We start from the raw sequence: 20,290 nt of genomic DNA, 5'->3' as shown, positions 1-20,290 counted from the left end.
GCCACACCGAAACGGTCGGCGGCGGCGACAACCTCTGCACCGGTAGGGTTACTTGGTGCATCGGCACATCCTCCTGCGAGTCGTCGTCTGCTTGGCGTTGTTGCTGGTGGTGTGCGCGGCTGACTTCCCGGATTTCGCGCGGCCCGGCCCGCCGCCGGGGAAGATCGAGCTGGCACAGGGCTGGAAACTGCTGTCCGCCAGGGGCTTGTCGGCCGACGGCGCCGCTCTGTCCCGGCCCGACTTCAAGGACTCGGGCTGGCACACGATCCCCCGAATGCCGGCCACCGTTCTGCAGACCCTGCAGGCCGACGGCACCTACCCGAACCTGTACTTCGGCACGAATATGCGCGATGCAGTCCCGCAAGACCTCTACAAGCAGGATTGGTGGTATCGCACCACGTTCAGCGCGCCTGCGGGCCACTCGACGTATGTCTTGGAGTTTCCAGGCATCAATTACCGCGCCGAGATCTGGCTCAACGGTCACCTGATTGCGGGCAGCAAGCAGATCGTGGGCATGCATACCGCCCATGAACTCGACGTGTCGCAATGGATCAACCGCGGCGAATCCAACACGCTGGCAGTGAAAATCACGCCGGAGCAGGCGCTGCAGGACATCAACGGGGTGGAACTCGCCGATAGCTGGTATGACTGGATCAACTGGAATTACCTGGGCTACCAAGGTCCGCAGAAGAACCCGGCTAACGGCAATTCCTTTGTGGCGGATCGCAATGCCGGAATCTGGAAACCCGTCTTCTTGAGGGTCTCTGGTGCTGTGGTGATCGGCCCATCCGTGGTGAACACCGAGCTGCCGTTACCGCGTACCGTTTCGGCTCGCCTGACGATCTATTCGAGCCTTCGCAATTCATCCGCGGCGCAGGTGCGTGGTGTTCTGAGGGCAACGGTCACGAGAGACGGCAAGCCGGGCATCCAGATCGAACAACCGGTCACGCTTGCCGCGGGCGAACAACGCGAGATCAGCTTCACCCCAAACGAATTCGCGGCTTTGACCGTCCAGGATCCCGACCTTTGGTGGCCCTACACGCTCGGCGAGCCCAATCTCTATGACCTTCGGCTGGAGTTCCGGCAGTTCAACCGGGAGACCGACGCCAGCCAACAACGATTCGGCATCCGCACCGTTTCGCAGCACCGTGATCGAGACCAGCAGTTCCCCGAACTCGGCAAGGGCGGCAACTTCTACCTGATGGTCAACGGGAAGGACTTCCTGGTGCGCGGCGCCGCGTACGCCCCCGACCTGTTGTTCGCCGATGACCCCTCGCGCGATGAAGCGGTGCTTCAGTACGTCAAGGATCTCGGCCTCAACATGATTCGCTTCGAGGGCAAGTTCCCCGGCGAGCGCCTCGTGGAGAGGGCCGACGAACTGGGCATCCCACTGATGTTCGGCTGGATGTGTTGCAACCAGTGGGAGAAGTGGCCGCAATGGGATGACGAGGACAACCGAGTCGCGCAGGACAGCCTGCGTTCGCAGATCGAAATGATCCGTCGGCACGCGTCGGCGTTCGTGTGGGCCAACGGCAGTGACGGCAAGCCGCCGCCAGCTGTGCTCGGGCGCTACCACGCCAACCTAGCCGATTTGCACTGGCAGAACGCCGTCGTCGACACCGTATCCTCGATGACCAGAGATGCTGCGGGAGAACGTGTTTGGGATGGCATCCACATGGCGGGTCCGTACAGCTGGCGTCCACCCAGCTACTGGTTCAGCGGACGCTATGCGGCCACTCGCGGTGCCACTGCCGAACAGGGTGACAACGAGCACGTCCCGCCGTTCGCGAGCCTGAAGAAGTTCATCCCAGCCGACAAGCTGTGGCCGATCAACGACGCCTGGTTCTTCCATGCCGGCTCGAACGCGAAAAACGCTGCGCTGACAAGTATTCGGCGCGCCGTCGATCGCCGCTACGGTGCGTCCGACAGCGCTGAGGAGTTCGCGCGCAAGGCGCAGGTCGCGCACTACGAAGCGACCCGAGCCCAGTTCGAGGCCTTCGCCGCGAACGGCTGGAACAACCACAAGATGACGATCTATTGGATGCTCAACAACCATTGGCCGTCGTTTTTCGGGCACCTCTTCGACTACTACCTGCGTCCCGGCGGAGGGTATTTCGGCGCCAAGAAGGGCCTGCGGCCGATGTCTGTGGTGTTCGACTCGTATGCGACGGGCGATCACAACACGGCCAACATCACCGTCGTCAACCAGACACCGAGCCAGCAGCAGGGGCTGCGGGCGCGCGTGCGGGTCTATGACCTACAGGGCCGGGTGCGTGATGACCGCACCGCTGACAACATCAGCGTGGCGTCCGGGGGAGCGGTGCGGGCGTTGACGCTCCCCCGAGTCGCTTGGGACTCAAGGGTTTTCTTCGTGCGCTGTGAGCTGTTCGACCAATCCGGCAACGTTGTCGGCGAGAACGTCTACTGGCAGTCACAGCAGCTCGACGACGTCGGGGATCCGCGCAACGACGCCGCGTTCGAACTCAAGCAGACCAGTTGGGCCGATATGACCGCGCTCGATTACATGGCGCGGGTGCCGCTGCAAGTGAGTGCGCGGCGCGTGGGCGACAACCGCGTGGCGGTGCGGCTGCACAACCCGTCGCGGCAGATCGGTTTCTTCGAGCGCGCAGAGATCACGTCGACCCGCGACGGCGACGAGATCCTGCCGATCGAGTACAGCGACAACTACGTAACGGTGTTCCCGGGTGAGACGGTTGACCTCGAAGGGGTGATCCCGACGCCGGGTGTCGACGCCAACTGGGTGAGGGTGACGGGATACAACTCACCGCCCGTGGTGGTGCCGGTCACCTAAGCGATTTGTGTGCGTTTGTTGCGCTCACCGCATTGCGCTCACCGCTCCTGAACGCACACAAATCGCGCCTACCGCCGTGTGTAGGCTCGTATCCCGTGGGCGCACGCGCGGGAATCGTGGTCACTGGAACCGAAGTCCTCACCGGACGCGTGCAAGACCGCAACGGCCCGTGGATCGCCGACCGGCTTCTCGAGCTGGGCGTTGAACTGGCACACATCACGATCTGCGGGGACCGCCCACAGGACATCGAGGCCCAACTGCGGTTCCTCGCCGACGAGGGTGTGGACCTGATAGTCACCAGCGGTGGGTTGGGGCCGACGGCCGACGACATGACGGTTGCGACGGTCGCTCGCTTCTGCGGTCGCGAACTCGTACTCGACGCGACCCTCGAAGCCACGATCGGCGACATCATCAAGCGCTTGACGGCGCGCTACGACAATGTCGATCTCGAGGCTGTGCAGGCTTCCAACCGTAAGCAGGCCCTGATTCCGGCGGGGGCGCATGTGATCGACCCTGTCGGAACCGCGCCAGGAGTCGTCGTCCCAGGAAAGCCAGCAGTCATCGTGTTGCCGGGGCCTCCGCGCGAACTGCAGCCGATGTGGCCGATCGCCGTGGCGACCAGCGCCGTGCAGGAGGCGATCGCCGGCCGAACGACATACCGCCAGCAGATGGTCCGGATGTTCGGTCTACCCGAGTCCGGCCTGGCCGACACCCTGCGCGACGCCGAGAAGCAAGTCGAGGGATTCGAACGCCTCGAGATCACCACGTGCCTGCGGCGCGGAGAAATCGAGATGGTGACGCGCTACGAGCCGGATGCGGCCGACATCTACGCCGATCTGATGACACTGCTGCGGGACCGGCACCGGCGCGAGATCTTCTCCGAAGATGGTGCGAGCGTGGACGATCTGGTCGCGGGGCTACTCGCCGGACGACGGATCGCGACCGCGGAGTCGTGCACAGCGGGCATGCTCGCCGCGCGGCTCACCGAGCTTGCCGGTTCGTCGGCCTACGTTGCGGGCGGCGTGGTGGCCTACGCCAACGAGGCGAAGACCGACGTGCTCGGCGTCGACTCCGCACTCATCGAGACGCACGGCGCGGTGTCCGAGCCGGTGGCCGAAGCGATGGCCGATGGCGCGCTCAGCCAGTTCGGTGCGGACACCGCAGTCGCAATCACCGGCGTCGCAGGGCCTGGCGGTGGCACCGACGAAAAGCCGGTCGGCACGGTCTGTTTCAGCGTGAAGCTCGCCGGCGGTCCCGCCGACACCCGCACGATGCGGCTGCCGGGCAACCGCACCGACATCCGCGAGCGGTCGACAACCGTCGCGATGCACCTGCTGCGACGCGCGCTTTTAGGCGACCGCGTTTAACCACCTCGACTAGCAGGTACTCAGGTCGCCATGGCGGCCACAACAGACCTCGATCCGGTCGAGATCGCCAAGGACCGGCTCACATCGGTGGGCGCGTGGCTGATGCCGCCCGCGGAGCTCAACATGTGCCTCGGCGTCCACGACGACGAGTGGGCACGCTTCTCCTCACACTGGGATGAGCTGGCGCCGGACAACTACGCCGCCGAACTTGGTACCAGGCGGCTGCGCCGATACGGCCACTTCGTGTACACGCCGGCCGATGGTGTTGCCAGGCCGATGCCGCACCGCGCGTTCGTGCAGCCGCAGGACTCCAACCCGCTTTACGTCGCGACGGACCGCTACTTCGACCCGCTGACCGATGCATTCACGAAAGACCCACTGCTGCATGGCATTCTGCGGCTTCTGGGCCAGCTGACCAATGCGCTCGATGATGTCGCGGAGTGGAGCGCGAAGGTCACCCCGTTCCGAGTTCTCGCATCGGGCGACGACGCAGGGCAACCGACGCCCGAGGGCATGCACCGCGACGGCGTCACGCTGGTCACCTCGCTGCTGATCCGTAGGCACAACGCCACCGGCGGCGAAAGTTCGGTGTCCGACAACGACGGCAGGCACGTCCTCACGACGACACTGTCCGAGCCAGGCACACTGCTGCTGGGCGACGACCGTCGCACCCTGCACGGCGTCTCGCCGATCCGGCCGCTCGACCCCGCCCAGCCCGCACAGCGCGATGTCCTCGTCATCACCTTCGCGCCGTAAGCGCGATGAGGTCGTCGACGACGCCCGACAACGCCCCATGCCGCGCCGCGGATGCCCGCTGCAGCTCCGCGCCGGTGCCGCGAGCCTCGAGCCGGCGCACGAAGCCCCGCACGATCTCGCCGTCGCCGTGGTGTTCCAGCGCAGATCCGACGTGGTCGACCAGCCGCGATGCCTGCACAGTAGCAGGCAGCAGCTGCCCCGAGAGCGCGTCGACACCGCAGCCCGACCAGCCATCGCGGGCAGCGCGCCAGTACGCCGCCCGCAACACCTCGGAGGACGGGCGGGGCCCGGGGTCACCCGCCAGCGCTCTTTCCCTTGCCGTCGTCACGAGCGCTCTCACGAGCACAGTCAGCGCGACGGCGTCGTCGACGTCGGCCACCACATCGGCGGCGCGAATCTCCACCGTCGGCGAACGAGGGTTCGGCCGGATGTCCCAGAACGGCAGGTCCGCCTTCAGCATCGCGCCGGATTGCGCCATCGCCGCGGCGAGTTCCTCGTGGTGCTGAAGGGATTCGGCGTAGGGAGGGGGACCGAGGCAAGGGAACCGGCTTCGAATCATCGCCCGCCAGTCGGCGTATCCGGTGTCTTTGCCTTGGTGGAACGGCGAATTGGCGCTCATGGTCAGCAGCAGCGGCAACCATGGCCGCAGATGGTTGCTCACGAGGACGGCCAGCCCGCGCTCGGGCAGATGGACGTGCATGTGCAGCGAGCAGACCGCGAAGTCGTCGATCATCGCGCGGTACTGCTCGACCCCCGCGCGGTATCGCGGATGATCACCGACCGGAGGTGGCCAGCCATCGGTGAGGACGGGAGTGCCGGACGCACAGATGCGTAAGCCTTCCGCCTCCGCGGCGGCACACGCGGACGCCCGCAGCCGCACCAGTTCTGCGCGCAATTGATCGGAGTCGACGCACGGCGGTGTCTTGATCTCGACCTGGTAGCGGGTGAATTCACCGGAGATCAAGTCGCCCAGCTCAGCGGCGGCCCGCGCGACCACCTGCTGCCCGGCAGGCCGCGGAGTCCTGGTCACGGGATCGACGACGAAGTACTCCTCTTCGACACCCACCGTCGGGGCGGTTGATCTAGTCACGTTCGACGGCCGCACGAAACGCCTGTTCTGCCTCGTCGCCGTGCACGGCGAACACCACGCGTTGCAGCGAACCGGCTGAGTGGTCACGGACCGCGCCGACCATCAGGCGAGCGGCATCCTCCAGCGGGAAGCCCCCGACGCCGGTGCCGAACGCCACCAGCGCCAGCGAGCGGCAGCCGAGGTCGTCGGCCTTCGCCAGCGTGGCCCGTGTGCTCCGTTCAATGATCTCCGCGGATGTCGGCCCGCCGAGCTCCATCGTCGCGGCATGGATGACATAGCGCGCCGGCATATCTCCTGCCGTGGTCTCGACCGCCTCACCGAGGCCGATCGGGGCTTTCTCGTCCGACTCCCGTCGCACCTGCGGACCGCCGGCGCGGGCGATCGCGGCGGCCACCCCGCCGCCGTGCTTGAGCTGAGTATTGGCTGCGTTCGCGATCGCGTCGACCTCGAGTTTGGTCACGTCGGCCTGAACAACCTCTACCTCGACCACCGCTGTATCGTCTCTCGCCAAGCCATACAGAAGGAAGACGATGACTGAAACCGACGAGCGGGAGGCGTTATCAGAATTCGCCGTGCAGGCCGGATGGGACCGACGGGACTCTGACCGCGCCGACTATTACACGCGGCCTCCCGTTCGCGTCCACGTCGTGTGGCAGGGCAACAGCGCGATCAGCGGGGGCGCGCTGTACCACGACGACGTGATGATGGCTTATTCGAGGGACCTGTCCACGGTCAAAGGCTGGCTGAAGCGATAACGATCAGCTGAGCGCGGACTTCGCCGCAGCGAGGTTGTCGGCGGCGAGCACCAAACGGGTATTGGTCGCCAGGTAGGCGGTGGTCACGTTGACCTTCGCGTCCCCGAGCTTGCGGGCCACCTCGCCGAGCGATCCGGGCCGGTCCTCGATCTCGAGAACCATCACCTCTTCTTCGGCCGCGATCGTGATCGCCGCCGCCTCGAGCGCTTCGAAAGCGGGCGTCGGGTCGTCGACCAGAATGTGAACTTCGGCTCGCCCGCCGCCGCTGGTGACCGCACACAGGCCGACGATATTGGCGCCCGCCTTACCGAGCACGTCGCCGACCCGGGCCAACTCACCGGGCTGGTCGTCGAGGTAGAGCGTCAGATCGGTCGCCATGGCGAGCGCTCCTTTCGTGCCCACTCCACGCTATCGGGTGGCGGCGAAAATCGAATGCGCTCTGGCATGCCAATGTGGCACCGTCGGGTTCTGTGATCGACCCCGCCGCATCGACCTCCCTGGAACTTCGGTCCGCCACCGACTCGGATTGGCCGGCGATGTCGTTGTTGGCCGCCACCAGTTTCGGCGGCTTCCAGCATGAGGATTCGATAGCCGCATGGCGGACGCTGATGGGCACCGACAGCACCGTGGTGGCGTGCGACGGCGACGACATCGTGGGCATGGCCCATTATCTGGACCTGCGGTTGACGGTGCCCGGCGGCGCGGTCGTTCCGGTCGCGGGCGTCACCTTGGTGGGCGTCGCGCCGACGCACCGCCGACGGGGGATATTGCGCGCGATGTACACCGAGCTACACCGCCGTATCGCCGATGCCCGGTATCCGATCGCAGCACTGACCGCCAGCGAAGGCGGCATCTATGGTCGCTTCGGGTACGGCCCGGCGACCACCGAGGTGGAGTTGACCGTCGACCGTCGATTCGCGCAGTTTCACCGGGATGTCCCCAACCCCGGCGGCGTCCGGCTGGTCAAGCCGGCCGAGCATCGCGACGAATTCTCAGCGATATACGAACGGTGGCGGCAACGCACACCAGGCGGACTGCTGCGTCCTCAGGCCCTGTGGGAAGACGTACTGGCCGACCATGAAAACCACCGTCGCGGCGGAACCGCGTGGTTCGCCATGCTGCACCCAGATGGGTACGCGTTGTACCGGGTATTCGGGGACGACCCGATGATTGCGCGAGTTGGCGAGTTCACCGCGGTGACCACCGACGCTTACATCGCGCTATGCCGGGCACTGCTCGGCCTCGACCTGATGGAGAAGGTCGTCTTCGGCACACACCCCGCCGATCCGCTGCCGTACCTACTGACGGATTCTCGGTTGGCCCGTATCACCCATCATGAAGACGACGCCTGGCTGCGCATCATGGACATCCCGGCCGCCCTAGAGGCACGCAGTTACCAGGCAGAGCTATCGACCGTGCTCGAGGTTTCCGACGGATTCCGCAGCGACGGAGGACGATTCGCGGTCGAGATCCACGACGGTCGTGCCCGTTGTGCGCCGACGAACGCGCCGGCCGATCTGTCCATGGATCTCGACGTGTTGGGCAGCCTGTACCTGGGCGCACACCGAGCGTCGGCGTTTGCGATAGCAAAGCGGTTGCGGACTACAGACTCTCGTCTGGTGCAGCGCCTTGACGCAGCGTTTCACAGCGATGTGCCCGCCCAGCTCGGTTACGGCTTCTAGCACAAGTTCGTTGGGATCAATTGTCCCCGCAGCGATCCCACAGCTCGATCATCGTGCCGAGAATCTCCTCGGCTCGCCCGAGACCGGCGAGGTGGCTCTCGCCCGGCAGGTGATACAACTCGGCGTCGGGCAACCGGGACACCACATGTTGCCCATGTTCGAAGGGAACGATGTGGTCGCGGTCGCCGTGCCACCAGCGCACCGGAACCTTCACCTCGTCGAGGCGAAAGCCCCAATCGCGCGCGAACACGACGATGTCCGCGAACGGAGCGGCGAGTTGCTTGCGGCTGCCGTTGAGCAGGTCGTCGAGGAACATCGCCCTGAACTCGGGCCGGACCAGCAGCCGGCGGTCGGCCTCTGGCGAGATGCGTGCGTACGCGTAGAGCACCGGCTCGGCGAGGGGCCGAATGAGACGGACCAAGCTGACGGCCGCCAACCTGATGGGGTAGCCCGCCACCTGAAGCAGCGGCGCGACAACCGAACCCAGCGCCATCACCCCTCCGCCGATGGCGTCGGCGCCCTGTGCCGGCGCGACACCACCGAGCACACCGGCGGCCACCACGCGGTCGGGCATCGCCGCAGCGCACGCGAGCGCGTACGGGCCGCCGCCCGACAGGCCGATCACCTCCATCTTGTCGATGCCCAGTGTGTCGGCAATGGTGCGCAGGTCGTCGGCGAACGCGAAGACGGTGTCGTACTGGTACGGCGTCGACGAGCCAATGCCCGGCCGGTCGATTCCGATCAGGCGGATCTTCTGTTGTTCGGCGTAGACGCGTGCTTCCATCGGGATCTGCCTGCGGGCCCCAGGGGTGCCGTGCAGCCAGAAAACCGCGCGTCCCTGCGGGTCTCCGAATTCGGCGAACCCGATCTGCCGGTCATCGCCGACGGCGATGTTGCCTTCGAGCTTGGGACGTGCAATCGAGACAGCCATGCCCAGAGTGTCGCATGCAGCTCGAGCGGCTCCGTGACGTCTACGCGGAACGGAACAGGTATGACCCCACGGTGGTCACGCGATCGCCGGCACCCTCGTCGTACATGACGGTGCGGACGGCGACGGTTCCGTCGGCGCCGACGAGCGGCTCGGCTTCGACCCGGAATGGACCGGCCTTGCCGCGGGCAACGAACATGACATGCGATGACACACCGTGAAGACGGGCGGTGCCCGCGATTGCGGCGGCATTCTCGGCTGCCGCTGTTTCGAGGATGACGAACTGGGGCCCGATATGCAGGGCGGCATCAGGTGAGGCAACCTCGATCGCCAATTCCGGCAGCCCCCAATGCCCGTCGGGTCTGCGGTGCCCGCCGAAGACCTGCCACAGCGGCGGCAGATCGGGGGAGTCGGCCACCTCGAGCGGGTTGGCTTCCATCCGCTCGAGCCCCTGCGGCGGCGTGCCGATGCTGATGCCCTGGCCCTGGGTCAAAGCCAGGACCCGGGTCGGGTTGTCGGCATCGACGATTTTCGAGCGGCTGTAGCCCATCTGCCGACCGCGTTTCAACTCCTCCGACACCATCTCGATGCGGCGGACATCGAGGCCGGGGTCGAGGATCTGGCACGAGTGGATGACCGGGTTGGGCACCGCCTCGAGATCAGACATGTGGCCGCCTTCCGGCGAGGCGATGCCAAGGACGGCGAGCAGCAGCCCACCTGCCGGGTTACGCATGTCGCGTCGCAGTGTGACGGTGTTGTCCTCTGGGCCGAGATCCATCGACGCGTAGCTGCGGCCGATGTAGCGGTAGCTCAAGAGCCCGCCCCACCGCCTGCGTAGCTCCGCGGCGTAGGCGTCCGGCGAATCGGTCAGCTCACGAATGTCTCGCACTATGTGGCGACATTACATAGCAGGCCGTCGCTGTAACCACGGAGCAGCCGATTCCAGCTGGGCGGCGAGCGACAGCAGTATCGTCTCGTCAGGCGCCATGAGCTGGACGCCGATCGGCAGGCCATCGGAGGTGACGCCGAGCGGAAGCGAGATCGCCGCCCAGCCAGTGACATTCGCCAGCGACGTCCAACCCGTGGTGGCGAACTCGACGTCGAAAAACGCTCGGGTGGTGCCGCGGGGCTGGTCCAGATGCGCATACGGCGGTGGGGGCGTCAGCAGCGTGGGCACCAGCAGTACATCGTGCTCACCCATGCCCGAGACGAAGCGGCGCGTCTGGGCGTGAACGGCTGCGATCGCCTCTGCGTACGCGACACCGCTGGTGGTGAAGCCCTCGCGGATCATCACCCAGGTGCTCGGCTCGAACTCGTCCTCGCGGGGTTCGCGTCCGAGATGTTGGGTCGCGAGGGCGTGAAGCTGCGCATTGCTGACGGTGTGCAGCACGGCGATCGCCCGCGCGACGGCGTCCGCGTCGATGGTCGGGGCGCCAGGCTCGACGACGTGGCCCAGGCCCTCGAGCAGGCTGCCGGTGCGCTCAACAGCGGCGACGACGTCGGGGTCGGTGGTGGGCCCTGGAAATGGTGAGGCGGTGGCGATCAGGATCCGCTGAGGCGACACAGGTTGCGTAATGGCCTGCAGGAACGTCACTTTCGATGTCGGCGCGGTATACGGATCGCCAGGGGCGGTGCCAGCGACCGCATCGAGCAGGGCCGCACTGTCGCGGACGGTCCGCGTGAGCGCATGCTCGTTGACCAGACCTTCGAGCCCATGGCCTGCGCCCGGCGCGAACGACGTACGCCCGCGGCGCGGCTTGAGTCCCACCAGCCCGCAACAGGACGCCGGGACGCGGATCGAGCCGGTGCCGTCCCCGCCGGACGCCGCAGGGACGACGCCCGCCGCTACCGCGGCCGCGGATCCGCCGCTGGACCCGCCAGGAGTGATCGACGGCGACCAGGGATTGACGGTCGGCCCGAACAGCGACGGTTCGGTGGTGCAGTGGTTACCCCATTCGGGGGTGTTCGTCTTGCCGAAGATCACCAGGTTCGCGTCGAGGTAGCGCTCGACGATCCAGGCCGACTCGGCGGCGACATGCGTGCGCAGGGCGCGCGAGCCCATCGCCTCGGGTGCGCCTGCCAGCGACGCGCCGAGATCCTTGAGCAGGAACGGAACCCCGGCGAGAGGACCTGCCTTCCCGGTGCGCAATGCTCCGGAGGAGTCGAGCGCCGCCGCATGCTGCCGTCCCCTGTCGAACAGGTCGGTAATCACCGCGTTCAGATAGCGGGCCGCCTCGACCCGTGTGATCGCCGCATCGAGAAGTTCTGTTGCCGACAGCTCGCCCGAGGCGACCAATTCGGCCTGCCCGATCGCGTCGAGGCTTGCCAGTTCAACCGCCAGATTCGAGTTCATTGAGACGGATCCTTCAGCGCCTTCGGATGTCCGGCAACTCGGGTGACCGAGCTGTCGTAGCGTCGCGAACATGTCGACCTGGAAATCGTTCACCGAATCCGCCCCGCGCATCGCTGCCATCTTCGACCGTCGGTACGAGGCGACAGGAAACTTATGCATGCTCGCGACAATCCGGTCGGACGGCTTTCCGCGGATCAGCCCGATCGAGCCGCAGATCTTCGAGGACCAGTTGTTGATCGTGGGCATGCCGGGCACGCTGAAGTTCCGTGACCTCGAACGCGATCCACGTTTTTGCCTACACACCGCCACGGTGGACACCTATGTCACCGACGGCGACGTGAAGCTATGGGGAACGGTCACCGACATCACCGACAAGGACACTCATCAGCGGTTCGCCACCGCACTGTTCGAGAAGTCAGGGATGGACCTTCGCGGCCAGGGGTTCGACCACCTCTATGCGGCCGAACTGGTGGGAGCGTCCTCGATCGAGTCGGGCGGCGACCATTTGGAGATCACGATCTGGCGGCCCGGTGAACCGGAGCGCGTCGTCCGCAAGGGTCCATAGTTTCACTGCTGCGTGATCCGCAGCGACAGCTCGGTGCCCATGAACGACTCGATGCACCCGCCAAGCAAGGAGGTTGTCCCACACCAACTTCGGCGGCTCAGCCATACTTTTCTTGAAGTTGTTCCATAGACGTCGCGCCGTCGACAATCTCGTCGAGAGCGGCCGTCATGACCGGGCAGTCGCGCGTCGGATGAGTATGTCGACAGTTCACTGCGTGGCTCAGGAAGGTTTGCGCCGCCTGCGCCTGCTTGATCAGGTCATCCAACGCGGCGATTTGGTCGCGGACGGTCTCGCGCCATTGTTCGTCTGGCGCGTCGAGGACGGCGGCGGCCGTCTCCAGCGGTATGCCAAGACGATGGGCGATCTTGATGAACGCCAGTCGCCGTAATTCCTCGCGGCCGTAGAGCCGCTGGCCTGCCTGGCGGTTCTGCACCGGGACCAGGCCCCGCTCGTCGTAGTAGCGCAGGGCGGAGGTGTTGAGACCGAGCCGGGCCGCGGCCTCTCCGATCGGGATGAGGTCCATGTGACCATCTTGACTTCAAGTTGGCTTGAACCGCCAGAGTGCGGTCATGGCCTCGCCGGCTTTCACGACTGACGTACCGGTCCTGGCTCTGCTGATCGCGGCATGGTTGACCGTCCCCGTGTCTTGGGCCCACGTGCTCACAGGACTGGCGCTGATCGCGGTGATCGGGATTCACCTGTTGACGCGCCGGCGCGTGCCGAGGCGTTGCGGGCGGGCCCGACGCCGCTTCACATATGGCGCGTTTCTGGTTGCCGCGACCGCGATGGCCGCGACCGGACTATTGCGCTGGGCCGGGATACCGCCGGAGTACCTCTGGCACGGCGGAATCAGTTACCTCGTCGTGGGACTGGCGTCGGTGCACGTTTGGTCGGTTCGCCGACGGCTGTGCGCGCGGATTCGGTCCCGGAGCCCACAGAAAGGAGTACGCAATGAGCACTGAGCGGTTCGACACCGTCGTCATCGGCGGCGGCCAAGCAGGGTTGGCCGTGGGCTACTACCTCGCCCGGCGCCACGCCGAGTTCGTCATCCTCGACGCCGGCGAGCGCATCGGCCAGTCGTGGGAGGCCCGTTGGGACTCACTGCGGCTGTTCAGTCCGGCGCACTTCACCAACCTGCCCGGCATGAGATTTCCCAGCCCTCGCCGACATCTGCCGTCGAAAGATGAGATGGCCGCTTATCTGCGGTCATACGCCGCCCGATTTGAGCTTCCGGTGCGGCTGGGCTGGCGCGTCGACCACCTCGGTCGCGATGCCGACGACCGCTTCGTGCTCTCGTCGGATAGCCAGGTCTTGCTGGCCGACACCGTGGTGGTCGCCAGCGGGCCGGCGATACGTCCTCGGCTACCCGATGTCGCCACCCAGCTGGATCCTGGCATCCGGGCGTTGCACTCTGTCGATTACCGCAATCCGGAGCAATTGCGCGACGGCGCGGTGCTCATCGTCGGTGCCGGCAACTCGGGTGCGGAGATAGCGCTGGACGTGGCGCCGACACACGAGGTCGTGCTCGCCGGGCACGACACCGGCCGGCTGCCGATTTCCCTTGGGGGACCGGCATATCGGGTGATGAACCATTTTCTGACGGCCGACACCCGTCTTGGCCGCCGGTTCGCGGGCAGTGTCAACGCGGGCAAGGGCACTCCACTGGTGCGCGTGCGCCCATCGGATCTGATCGAAGCCGGAGTGGTCCGCGCACCGCGCGTGGCGGGGCAGGTGAACGGGCGGCCGCAGCTCGCCGACGGGCGAGTCCTCCACATCGCGAACGTCATCTGGTGCACGGGGTATCGGCCCGACTACTCGTTGATAGCACTGCCGCAATTCCCGCACGACCGGCTACCTGTCCATCACCGGGGCGCTGTCGTGGATCACCCGGGGCTGTATGTCGTCGGGCTGCCGTTCCTGTTCCGGATGGCATCGTCGTTGGTGGGCGGTGTCGGCCCTGACGCACGGCACATCGCCAAGGCAATTGCGAAAGAGGTCGATTCGGGTGTTGCTCAGTCGTCTCAGGTACAGAGGCATGGAACGACACGGAAGGACTGATCATGACCAAGTACCCCCAGCCGCTGGACGGACAGTTCACGGCGACGCTGCAGAAGAGCGACGCCAAGGGCGGATGGACCTACGTGGTGATGCCCGACTCGGCGGCCTACTTCGGTACCCGCGGGTTGGTCAAGGTCCGCGGCACGATCGACGGGCACCCGTTTCAAAGTTCGTTCATGGCCCTTGGCGACGGCACTCACAAACTGCCTGTGAAGACCGACCTGCGTCGTCTCATCGGCAAGGACGCCGGCGAGGACGTGACCGTGCAGCTGGAGGAACGGGTCGGCTGAGGCGCATCACAAAATGCGACGCGGTGACCTGCCCATTTCATAGCCGCTTGGGAACGACGCCTCGATCACCCGAATCTGATCATTGGCCTTGGACTCCAGCTCCAGAACCACGCAGCCCTCACCGAGGACCTTGGACTCCAGAACGATGTAATGCTGACCGCCACCATTGACGTCTGTGATCGTGTCCCCCGATCGAAGTGCCTCGACCGGCACCAGCTCGGGAGCTTTCGAATGGTGTGTCTCCACGCTTGCAACGGTAGGCCAAGACGCTCGGCCGAGGGCCGGTTTCAAACCGAGCGCTATGCGCCGACGGCCATCGCGTAGCCCACGCCGCCCAGGAACACCGCAAGTGTGCAGAGCACAAGGGTCGCCACGGCGAAGGGCCATCCCCGTTTGCGCCGAAAAAGCTGGATCACCGTCGCCACCAAACCCACCACTCCGACGGCGAACGCGATGAGCAACGCCGTCCCGACCGCGGTAACCGCTCCATCCACACTGCAGCTCTCCGGCGGGCAATGGTCCAGGAAGGCAAGCGAAAACAGCCCGAACACCGCAGCCACCGCGCCGAGCAGCACGGTGATGATTAGTGCGGTGATTGAAATGGCAAGGTCGGCACCGGACACCGGCGGTTTGGGCGGTCGATAGCTGGGGTGGACCACGAGTGGATGCTAGCGCCAACTGCCTCTTTCGCGGTTTACCGCCGATCGGCTGCTGGAACGACGAATATGGGCCCCAGCCACTCTGGGGGTGAAGATGCACAGCACGATGCAAGACTTCCCGCTGACCATCACCGGGATACTGCGGCACGGTGTCAGCTGGAAGTCCGAACGCAAGGTAGTGACGGCGACACCCGATGGCTACCGCGAAATCAGCTTCGGCGAGCTCGGTGCGCGGGTCGCTCGGCTGGCCCATGGGTTGCGCCAACTCGGCGTGGACGTTGGACAACGGGTCGCCACATTCATGTGGAACAACCAGGAACACCTGGAGGCCTACTTCGCTGCGCCGTGCATGGGAGCGGTGCTGCACACGTTGAACATTCGACTGGCCGGCGAACAGATCGCGTTCATCGCCAACCAGGCAGAGGACCGCGTTGTGCTGGTGGACATGTCGCTGGCGCCGCTGCTTGCGGCCGTGCTTCCGCAGCTGAACTCGGTGCACACCGTGGTGGCCGTCGGGCCGGGAGATCTGGATCCGCTCACCGACTCCGGCAAGACGGTGATCCGCTACGACGACTTGCTCGACGGGCAGCCGATCGAGTTCGACTGGCCGGACCTCGACGAGAAGAGTGCGGCCGCAATGTGTTACACCAGCGGCACGACAGGAAACCCGAAGGGTGTCGTCTACAGCCACCGCTCGAGCTATCTGCACTCCATGGCGGTGTGTGCCGCCAACGCCGTTGGCCTCGCCGACGGTGACCGCGTGCTGCCGATCGTGCCGATGTTCCACGCCAATGCCTGGGGTATGCCTTATGCGGCGATGATGGCCGGTGCCGACATGCTGATGCCGGACCGCTTTCTGCAGGCCCCGCGACTGGTGGAGATGATCGAACAGCAGCGTCCCACTATCGCCGCTGCCGTTCCGACGATTTGGAACGATGTGCTGCAGTATCTGCACGCCAACCCGGGCCGAGACATCTCATCGTTGCGGCTTGTTCCGTGCGGCGGTTCGGCTGTCCCGCTGGGGATGATGAAGGAGTTCGAACAGCGCTACGGCGTTCACATCCGTCAGGGTTGGGGTATGACGGAGACCTCACCGCTGGCCGCGCTGGCGACACCGCTGCCGGATGTGAACGAAGAGGAGCACTGGATGCTGCGCAGCACGGCGGGCAGGGTGCTGTGCGGCGTGGAGGTTCGTCTGGTCGACGACGACGGCAACGTTTTATCCAGTGACGGTAAGGCCGTGGGAGAGATCGAGATTCGTGGCCCGTGGATCACCGGGTCGTACTATCAGAACGCCGACCCGTCGAAGTTCGACGCGGGCTGGCTGCGCACCGGCGACGTCGGCCGCATCGACCCGCAGGGGTTCATCACGCTCACCGACCGCGCAAAAGACGTCATCAAGTCCGGCGGTGAATGGATCTCATCGGTCGAATTGGAACTGTGCATCATGGACCACCCGGCCGTGCTCGAGGCGGCCGTGGTGGCTGTGCCCGACGACCGCTGGCAGGAGCGACCGCTGGCGGCCGTCGTGGTCAAGAACGACACTTCCACCACACCTGAAGAACTGCGAAAGCACCTGTGTGACAAGGTTGCTCGTTTCTGGTTGCCAGAGCGGTGGACGTTCATCGACGAAGTGCCGAAGACGAGCGTCGGAAAGTTCGACAAGAAACTCATCCGCTCTCGCTACGCCGACGACGCCTACGACGTCATCGAGTGCCGGGACTGACGCCTCAGCGGTCGGCCGTCATGGCCCAGCGAATGCCACCGACGAGCGCGCGGCCTGCCACCCGGATGACGGTGGCCTCCACGGGCGGAAAGTAGGGCAGTAGCAAGGGCATTCGCGCCCATGCAGGCAGCATGGCGACCGACGTCGCCGCCAGCAAGCCGTACGGCGCGCGCACCGCGATCGGCAGCGGGGGAGTCAGAAGCAGAAACCGGGCGGCCTCACGCGCGGCGGGCGTGCCGGTCAACTCGGGCCGGAATCTTTCGATGCGTTCAGCGAGTTCCTGCTCGGTGCGCGGTGGGTCGGGCACGCCGAGCGCCGTGGCCACGCGGGCGGTGTCGGCCACATATCCGTCGCGGTCGCTCTGATCGAGTGGGGAAGCGCCGTAGAGCCGATGGGCCAGCAGGAAGCTGTCCACCTCGGCGATATGCACCCATTCGAGGAGGTGGGGATCCGCTGCGTGATAGTGCCTGCCGTCGGACGCGACGCCGCGCACACGCTGATGAATTCCGCGGACCTTGTCGACGGCGCGCTGCGCATCGGTGGCTGGACCGAAGGTTGTCACAGCAAGGAAGGTGCTGGTTCGCTGCAGCCGGCCCCATGGATCGCCGCGATAGTCCGAGTGCTCCGCGACGCCGGCCATGGCCAACGGATGCAGCGATTGCAACAGCAGGGCTCGCAACCCGCCGACGAACATCGAGGCATCTCCGTGCACCCTGCGAATCGGCCGATCGTCGCCGAACCATCGTGGCCCGGGAGTGTCGTGGATGCGGGCACGGTTCGAAGGGCCTTCTGGTCCGGCAACCATGCCGAACAAGCTGCGCCCGAGGTGCTCGCGCACGGCGCCCAGGTCTGGCAACACCGTCATGCCTTCAACGGTACGGCCAGCTGTCAGCCCCACCAAACATCGGTCAGCTAATAACCGCGATGCCGGTGGTGAACATCCTCGCCGCAGTATGCCGGACCGCACCCGGACTTCTGGTTCCACGGGATCTGCCGCGATATTTGACGCGCAAGTAATGCTGCCGTTGTGCATCTTCTGGGGGCCCGTGAACTCATAATGCGGGTAGGACCCGTCGCGAGAGCAAACAGATAGGTCGTGACACGATGCGCCAGCTGACACGCTTTCTGACCACCGCGGCGGCCATCGTCGTGGCAACCCCGGCCGCACTGACGGTCGGCACCGGCACGGCGGGTGCCGACACACTGATGTCGTTCGCCCAGATGTACCGGCGGTGCGACTTCAGTACGAACACCTTCACCTACCCATCTGGATATGCGAGGCCATTCGCGGTTGTCCGGACGACGGGATCGAACGAAGTGGTCGCGGACATCACTATTGCGACGGCGATTCCGTTCACCCATTACGACGTCAGGCTGATCCAGATGCCCCGCCCATCGTCGAACCCGTGCGGCCGAGGAGATCCAGGCGTGGACGTCGGCGCGCTCGTCACCGACGCGGCGGGCGCGGCAGCCACAACCGTTCGCGGCAACATCGAGCCGGGCGCGACGGGCGTGTGGCTCTTCATCAGCCGCCCGGACGCCTTCAAGCAGACGCCTGCCGAGTTCTACACGACCGACTTTGTCGCAGACGTCTAGCAACGGCTGCGCTATCGAAAAGCGGGATCCGCGGCTTGCGAGCCGTGGAATTCGATCATGGGCTCTTGCTTGATCACCGAATCACCTTCCGTAACAAGAAGTTCAGTCGCAGAAACGGCATAGGTGACGCTGGCGTTGTGCGCTACGAACCCATGGCTCGGCGTGGTTTCGGCCAAAGCTCTCATTACCGCGTCGTCGCTCAATCGGACCCCGAGATATTCATATCGGCCGTCGTCGCCGGCGCATATCACCACAACGGACCGTTCGGTTCGGCCGATGGCGGCGGCCCTCTTCGTCCCGTCACACCGGGCGGTCGAGTTGACGAATCCCTTGTCGTCCGTGGCGAATAGGCCCCCGGGCCGGCTGGTCGTTTCGGCTTTGTCAGGTTCGCTGGGCGCGACCGGCTCGGCTGCGGCAGGGCCATGGGAGGGCGGTGGCTGGGGACCCGCCATAGGCTCAGGAGCTTCCTGCATCGACTTCACTGCAAGGCCGATGAATAGGCCGAAAGTCGCCAGTAGTGCCGCAAACATGCCGAGTACTGTTCGCTTGCTGTTGGAGATCCAGCGACGTGACGACTGTTTGCGATGTCGGCCCCGGGTAGAGCCTTGTCGTGACGAAGTCGCTTGGATTACCAAGGTAGCTCCCGTCATTGGGCGTCATGCACTTGTTGTTTGGAACGTGTTCCTATTCTGCACGACCGCAATTCGGACGACTGTCAGGTGACCACACGGCGTGGGCGATCACCCTCAGGCGGGCACGACAACGGTCAGTTTGTTGCCTTTGCGTTCCACGCGCAGGCCGGCGCGTCGAGCGATCGTTGCCACGGCGGCAGTGTCGTCGGGTTCGGATCTCGTCGTCGCCAGCACGCGAGCAAGTCGACCCTTGTGTGCCTTGTTGAAATGGCTGACGACTGAGCGGCTGCCGTCGGAGTGTTCGGCGAGGACCTCCACATGGACCGCATTGGGCACCCTCCCCAGCGCCGCGTAGGAACCCGACCTCAGATCGACCACCAACTCGCTGTCCGCCATCCGGGCAAGCGCCGGCTCGAGCAGCGGCCGCCATCGCGCAGCCAACGTTGGCCGTCCCGGCAGTTTCGATGTCGCCGAAAGCCGGTAGGCAGGCACTGGATCTTCGGCGCGAAGTAGCCCGAACAGCGCCGAGCCGACAGCAAGCCGGGCCCTCGCGCGGCCGGCTGCGGCGCCGCGCACGGATTCGACGTCGAGCGCGTCATACAACACTCCGGTGTAGCGGTTGATCGCCGGGAGCGTCGGCGCGCTGCGAAGCGCGGCGTTGCGCTCTATTTCGGTGTCCTGCGCCGCGGAGATGCCCAGAGCGCGCCGACATGCGGGGCGGTCGGCGGCCAACTCGGTGAGTTCATCGATGAGTGCGGCACGCAACGGGCCGAGCTCGGGTGAGCTGAGTCTTTCCAGGCGCAGCGGCGGGCCATCACCCCCGACTCGCTTGGTCTCCGACGGCGGCAAGAGGACGATCACACCAGGACGCTAACTGAGCGCCCGACTGGTGAACGTCAGGCAGGTACCCCGATCGGCGGTGGCGGCGGAGCCAACGGATCCACCGGCGGAGGCGGCGGAGCCAACGGATCCACCGGCGGAGGGGGCGGAGCCAACGGATCCACCGGCGGAGGCGGCGGAG

Annotated in this window: 22 protein-coding genes; 11 read left to right on the top strand and 11 right to left on the bottom strand. The window is 65.7% G+C overall.

Features of this window, described 5'->3' with window-relative positions; translation table 11 throughout:
- The first annotated feature begins 55 nt into the window (after positions 1 to 55).
- The 3 genes from VFH65_RS14170 to VFH65_RS14160 all read left to right on the top strand — a co-directional run bounded on the left by VFH65_RS14170 (position 56) and on the right by VFH65_RS14160 (position 4,935).
- Positions 56 to 2,812 carry a glycoside hydrolase family 2 protein gene (locus VFH65_RS14170; protein WP_414688414.1) on the top strand — a complete coding sequence of 919 codons (2,757 nt, stop codon included), beginning with the start codon at positions 56 to 58 and terminating at the stop codon, positions 2,810 to 2,812.
- 95 nt (positions 2,813 to 2,907) lie between these two features.
- Entirely contained in the window at positions 2,908 to 4,179 is a 1,272-nt protein-coding gene (locus tag VFH65_RS14165) for a competence/damage-inducible protein A (RefSeq protein WP_353322316.1), read from the top strand.
- A gap of 30 nt (positions 4,180 to 4,209) precedes the next feature.
- Positions 4,210 to 4,935, top strand: coding sequence for a 2OG-Fe dioxygenase family protein (locus VFH65_RS14160; protein WP_353322315.1), 726 nt, complete (start codon positions 4,210 to 4,212; stop codon positions 4,933 to 4,935).
- Here VFH65_RS14160 and VFH65_RS14155 read toward each other — a convergent pair.
- Both VFH65_RS14155 and VFH65_RS14150 read right to left on the bottom strand, forming a co-directional pair.
- Positions 4,919 to 6,025 (bottom strand): carboxylate-amine ligase, encoded by a 1,107-nt coding sequence (locus VFH65_RS14155; RefSeq protein WP_353322314.1) that lies wholly within the window; start codon positions 6,023 to 6,025, stop codon positions 4,919 to 4,921. The genes VFH65_RS14160 and VFH65_RS14155 overlap by 17 nt on opposite strands.
- Positions 6,018 to 6,515, bottom strand: coding sequence for a macro domain-containing protein (locus tag VFH65_RS14150; RefSeq protein ID WP_353322313.1), 498 nt, complete (start codon positions 6,513 to 6,515; stop codon positions 6,018 to 6,020). The genes VFH65_RS14155 and VFH65_RS14150 overlap by 8 nt, the downstream gene beginning before the upstream one ends.
- A 40-nt stretch (positions 6,516 to 6,555) precedes the next feature.
- On the opposite strand from VFH65_RS14150, the gene VFH65_RS14145 reads away from it, so the two are divergent.
- Entirely contained in the window at positions 6,556 to 6,780 is a 225-nt protein-coding gene (locus tag VFH65_RS14145) for a hypothetical protein (protein ID WP_353322312.1), read from the top strand.
- Positions 6,781 to 6,783: 3 nt separating this feature from the next.
- Here VFH65_RS14145 and VFH65_RS14140 read toward each other — a convergent pair whose 3' ends face one another.
- Positions 6,784 to 7,158 carry an amino acid-binding protein gene (locus VFH65_RS14140; protein WP_353322311.1) on the bottom strand — a complete coding sequence of 125 codons (375 nt, stop codon included), beginning with the start codon at positions 7,156 to 7,158 and terminating at the stop codon, positions 6,784 to 6,786.
- 95 nt (positions 7,159 to 7,253) lie between these two features.
- Here VFH65_RS14140 and VFH65_RS14135 point away from each other — a divergent pair, with 95 nt between their 5' ends.
- Entirely contained in the window at positions 7,254 to 8,462 is a 1,209-nt protein-coding gene (locus tag VFH65_RS14135) for an enhanced intracellular survival protein Eis (protein ID WP_353322342.1), read from the top strand.
- A 16-nt stretch (positions 8,463 to 8,478) separates the two neighbouring features.
- On the opposite strand, the gene VFH65_RS14130 is transcribed toward VFH65_RS14135, so the two are convergent.
- The 3 genes from VFH65_RS14130 to VFH65_RS14120 are packed head-to-tail and all read right to left on the bottom strand — an operon-like array spanning position 8,479 to position 11,743.
- Positions 8,479 to 9,393: an alpha/beta fold hydrolase gene (locus VFH65_RS14130; RefSeq protein ID WP_353322310.1), complete on the bottom strand. Its 915-nt coding sequence runs from the start codon at positions 9,391 to 9,393 to the stop codon at positions 8,479 to 8,481.
- A 40-nt stretch (positions 9,394 to 9,433) separates the two neighbouring features.
- Positions 9,434 to 10,282, bottom strand: coding sequence for a hypothetical protein (locus VFH65_RS14125; protein ID WP_353322341.1), 849 nt, complete (start codon positions 10,280 to 10,282; stop codon positions 9,434 to 9,436).
- A gap of 9 nt (positions 10,283 to 10,291) precedes the next feature.
- On the bottom strand, positions 10,292 to 11,743 hold the full coding sequence (locus tag VFH65_RS14120) for an amidase (RefSeq protein WP_353322309.1): 1,452 nt from the start codon (positions 11,741 to 11,743) through the stop codon (positions 10,292 to 10,294).
- 70 nt (positions 11,744 to 11,813) lie between these two features.
- Between VFH65_RS14120 and VFH65_RS14115 the strand changes: the two genes are divergently transcribed.
- Positions 11,814 to 12,308, top strand: coding sequence for a pyridoxamine 5'-phosphate oxidase family protein (locus tag VFH65_RS14115; protein WP_353322308.1), 495 nt, complete (start codon positions 11,814 to 11,816; stop codon positions 12,306 to 12,308).
- Positions 12,309 to 12,405: 97 nt separating this feature from the next.
- Here VFH65_RS14115 and VFH65_RS14110 read toward each other — a convergent pair whose 3' ends face one another.
- Positions 12,406 to 12,831 carry a MerR family transcriptional regulator gene (locus VFH65_RS14110; RefSeq protein ID WP_353322307.1) on the bottom strand — a complete coding sequence of 142 codons (426 nt, stop codon included), beginning with the start codon at positions 12,829 to 12,831 and terminating at the stop codon, positions 12,406 to 12,408.
- A 46-nt stretch (positions 12,832 to 12,877) separates the two neighbouring features.
- Between VFH65_RS14110 and VFH65_RS14105 the strand changes: the two genes are divergently transcribed.
- From VFH65_RS14105 to VFH65_RS14095, 3 genes are read left to right on the top strand one after another with little or no spacing between them, the layout of a single operon-like run.
- Positions 12,878 to 13,270 carry a hypothetical protein gene (locus VFH65_RS14105; protein WP_353322306.1) on the top strand — a complete coding sequence of 131 codons (393 nt, stop codon included), beginning with the start codon at positions 12,878 to 12,880 and terminating at the stop codon, positions 13,268 to 13,270.
- Positions 13,260 to 14,366 (top strand): flavin-containing monooxygenase, encoded by a 1,107-nt coding sequence (locus VFH65_RS14100; RefSeq protein WP_353322305.1) that lies wholly within the window; start codon positions 13,260 to 13,262, stop codon positions 14,364 to 14,366. Before VFH65_RS14105 ends, VFH65_RS14100 begins: the two co-directional genes overlap by 11 nt.
- Before the next feature lie 2 nt (positions 14,367 to 14,368).
- The gene (locus tag VFH65_RS14095) at positions 14,369 to 14,656 is read left to right on the top strand and encodes a DUF1905 domain-containing protein (RefSeq protein WP_353322304.1); all 288 of its coding nucleotides are present in this window, start codon (positions 14,369 to 14,371) and stop codon (positions 14,654 to 14,656) included.
- Between the two features lie 6 nt (positions 14,657 to 14,662).
- On the opposite strand, the gene VFH65_RS14090 is transcribed toward VFH65_RS14095, so the two are convergent.
- Positions 14,663 to 14,902, bottom strand: coding sequence for a hypothetical protein (locus tag VFH65_RS14090; protein WP_353322303.1), 240 nt, complete (start codon positions 14,900 to 14,902; stop codon positions 14,663 to 14,665).
- A gap of 53 nt (positions 14,903 to 14,955) precedes the next feature.
- Complete coding sequence (locus tag VFH65_RS14085) at positions 14,956 to 15,315, bottom strand: hypothetical protein (RefSeq protein ID WP_353322302.1); 360 nt, start codon at positions 15,313 to 15,315, stop codon at positions 14,956 to 14,958.
- Between the two features lie 94 nt (positions 15,316 to 15,409).
- Between VFH65_RS14085 and VFH65_RS14080 the strand changes: the two genes are divergently transcribed.
- Entirely contained in the window at positions 15,410 to 17,041 is a 1,632-nt protein-coding gene (locus tag VFH65_RS14080; protein ID WP_353322301.1) for a fatty acid--CoA ligase, read from the top strand.
- Between the two features lie 4 nt (positions 17,042 to 17,045).
- Here VFH65_RS14080 and VFH65_RS14075 read toward each other — a convergent pair whose 3' ends face one another.
- Positions 17,046 to 17,906 (bottom strand): oxygenase MpaB family protein, encoded by an 861-nt coding sequence (locus VFH65_RS14075; protein ID WP_353322300.1) that lies wholly within the window; start codon positions 17,904 to 17,906, stop codon positions 17,046 to 17,048.
- 239 nt (positions 17,907 to 18,145) lie between these two features.
- Here VFH65_RS14075 and VFH65_RS14070 point away from each other — a divergent pair, with 239 nt between their 5' ends.
- A complete protein-coding gene (locus VFH65_RS14070; RefSeq protein WP_353322299.1) occupies positions 18,146 to 18,637 on the top strand; it encodes a hypothetical protein in 492 nt (163 codons plus the stop codon).
- A gap of 746 nt (positions 18,638 to 19,383) precedes the next feature.
- Here the strand turns inward: VFH65_RS14070 and yaaA are convergent.
- Positions 19,384 to 20,130: a peroxide stress protein YaaA gene (yaaA, locus tag VFH65_RS14065; RefSeq protein ID WP_353322298.1), complete on the bottom strand. Its 747-nt coding sequence runs from the start codon at positions 20,128 to 20,130 to the stop codon at positions 19,384 to 19,386.
- Positions 20,131 to 20,290 lie beyond the last annotated feature (160 nt).

Source organism: Mycobacterium sp. (genome assembly GCF_035697385.1).
Taxonomy (GTDB): Bacteria; Actinomycetota; Actinomycetes; order Mycobacteriales; family Mycobacteriaceae; genus Mycobacterium.
The sequence above is the reverse complement of the archived record's forward strand: the minus strand, read 5'-3'. Positions and strand labels throughout refer to the sequence as shown.

Excerpts from the sequence above, each read along its gene's own strand:
- VFH65_RS14095 (WP_353322304.1), top strand. The coding sequence starts at position 14,369 with ATGACCAAGTACCCCCAGCCGCTGGACGGACAGTTCACGGCGACGCTG.
- VFH65_RS14145 (WP_353322312.1), top strand. The coding sequence starts at position 6,556 with ATGACTGAAACCGACGAGCGGGAGGCGTTATCAGAATTCGCCGTGCAG.
- VFH65_RS14130 (WP_353322310.1), bottom strand. The coding sequence starts at position 9,393 with ATGGCTGTCTCGATTGCACGTCCCAAGCTCGAAGGCAACATCGCCGTC.
- VFH65_RS14160 (WP_353322315.1), top strand. The coding sequence starts at position 4,210 with ATGGCGGCCACAACAGACCTCGATCCGGTCGAGATCGCCAAGGACCGG.
- VFH65_RS14110 (WP_353322307.1), bottom strand. The coding sequence starts at position 12,831 with ATGGACCTCATCCCGATCGGAGAGGCCGCGGCCCGGCTCGGTCTCAAC.
- VFH65_RS14100 (WP_353322305.1), top strand. The coding sequence starts at position 13,260 with ATGAGCACTGAGCGGTTCGACACCGTCGTCATCGGCGGCGGCCAAGCA.
- VFH65_RS14075 (WP_353322300.1), bottom strand. The coding sequence starts at position 17,906 with ATGACGGTGTTGCCAGACCTGGGCGCCGTGCGCGAGCACCTCGGGCGC.
- VFH65_RS14140 (WP_353322311.1), bottom strand. The coding sequence starts at position 7,158 with ATGGCGACCGATCTGACGCTCTACCTCGACGACCAGCCCGGTGAGTTG.
- VFH65_RS14115 (WP_353322308.1), top strand. The coding sequence starts at position 11,814 with ATGTCGACCTGGAAATCGTTCACCGAATCCGCCCCGCGCATCGCTGCC.
- VFH65_RS14105 (WP_353322306.1), top strand. The coding sequence starts at position 12,878 with ATGGCCTCGCCGGCTTTCACGACTGACGTACCGGTCCTGGCTCTGCTG.
- VFH65_RS14070 (WP_353322299.1), top strand. The coding sequence starts at position 18,146 with ATGCGCCAGCTGACACGCTTTCTGACCACCGCGGCGGCCATCGTCGTG.
- VFH65_RS14080 (WP_353322301.1), top strand. The coding sequence starts at position 15,410 with ATGCACAGCACGATGCAAGACTTCCCGCTGACCATCACCGGGATACTG.
- VFH65_RS14120 (WP_353322309.1), bottom strand. The coding sequence starts at position 11,743 with ATGAACTCGAATCTGGCGGTTGAACTGGCAAGCCTCGACGCGATCGGG.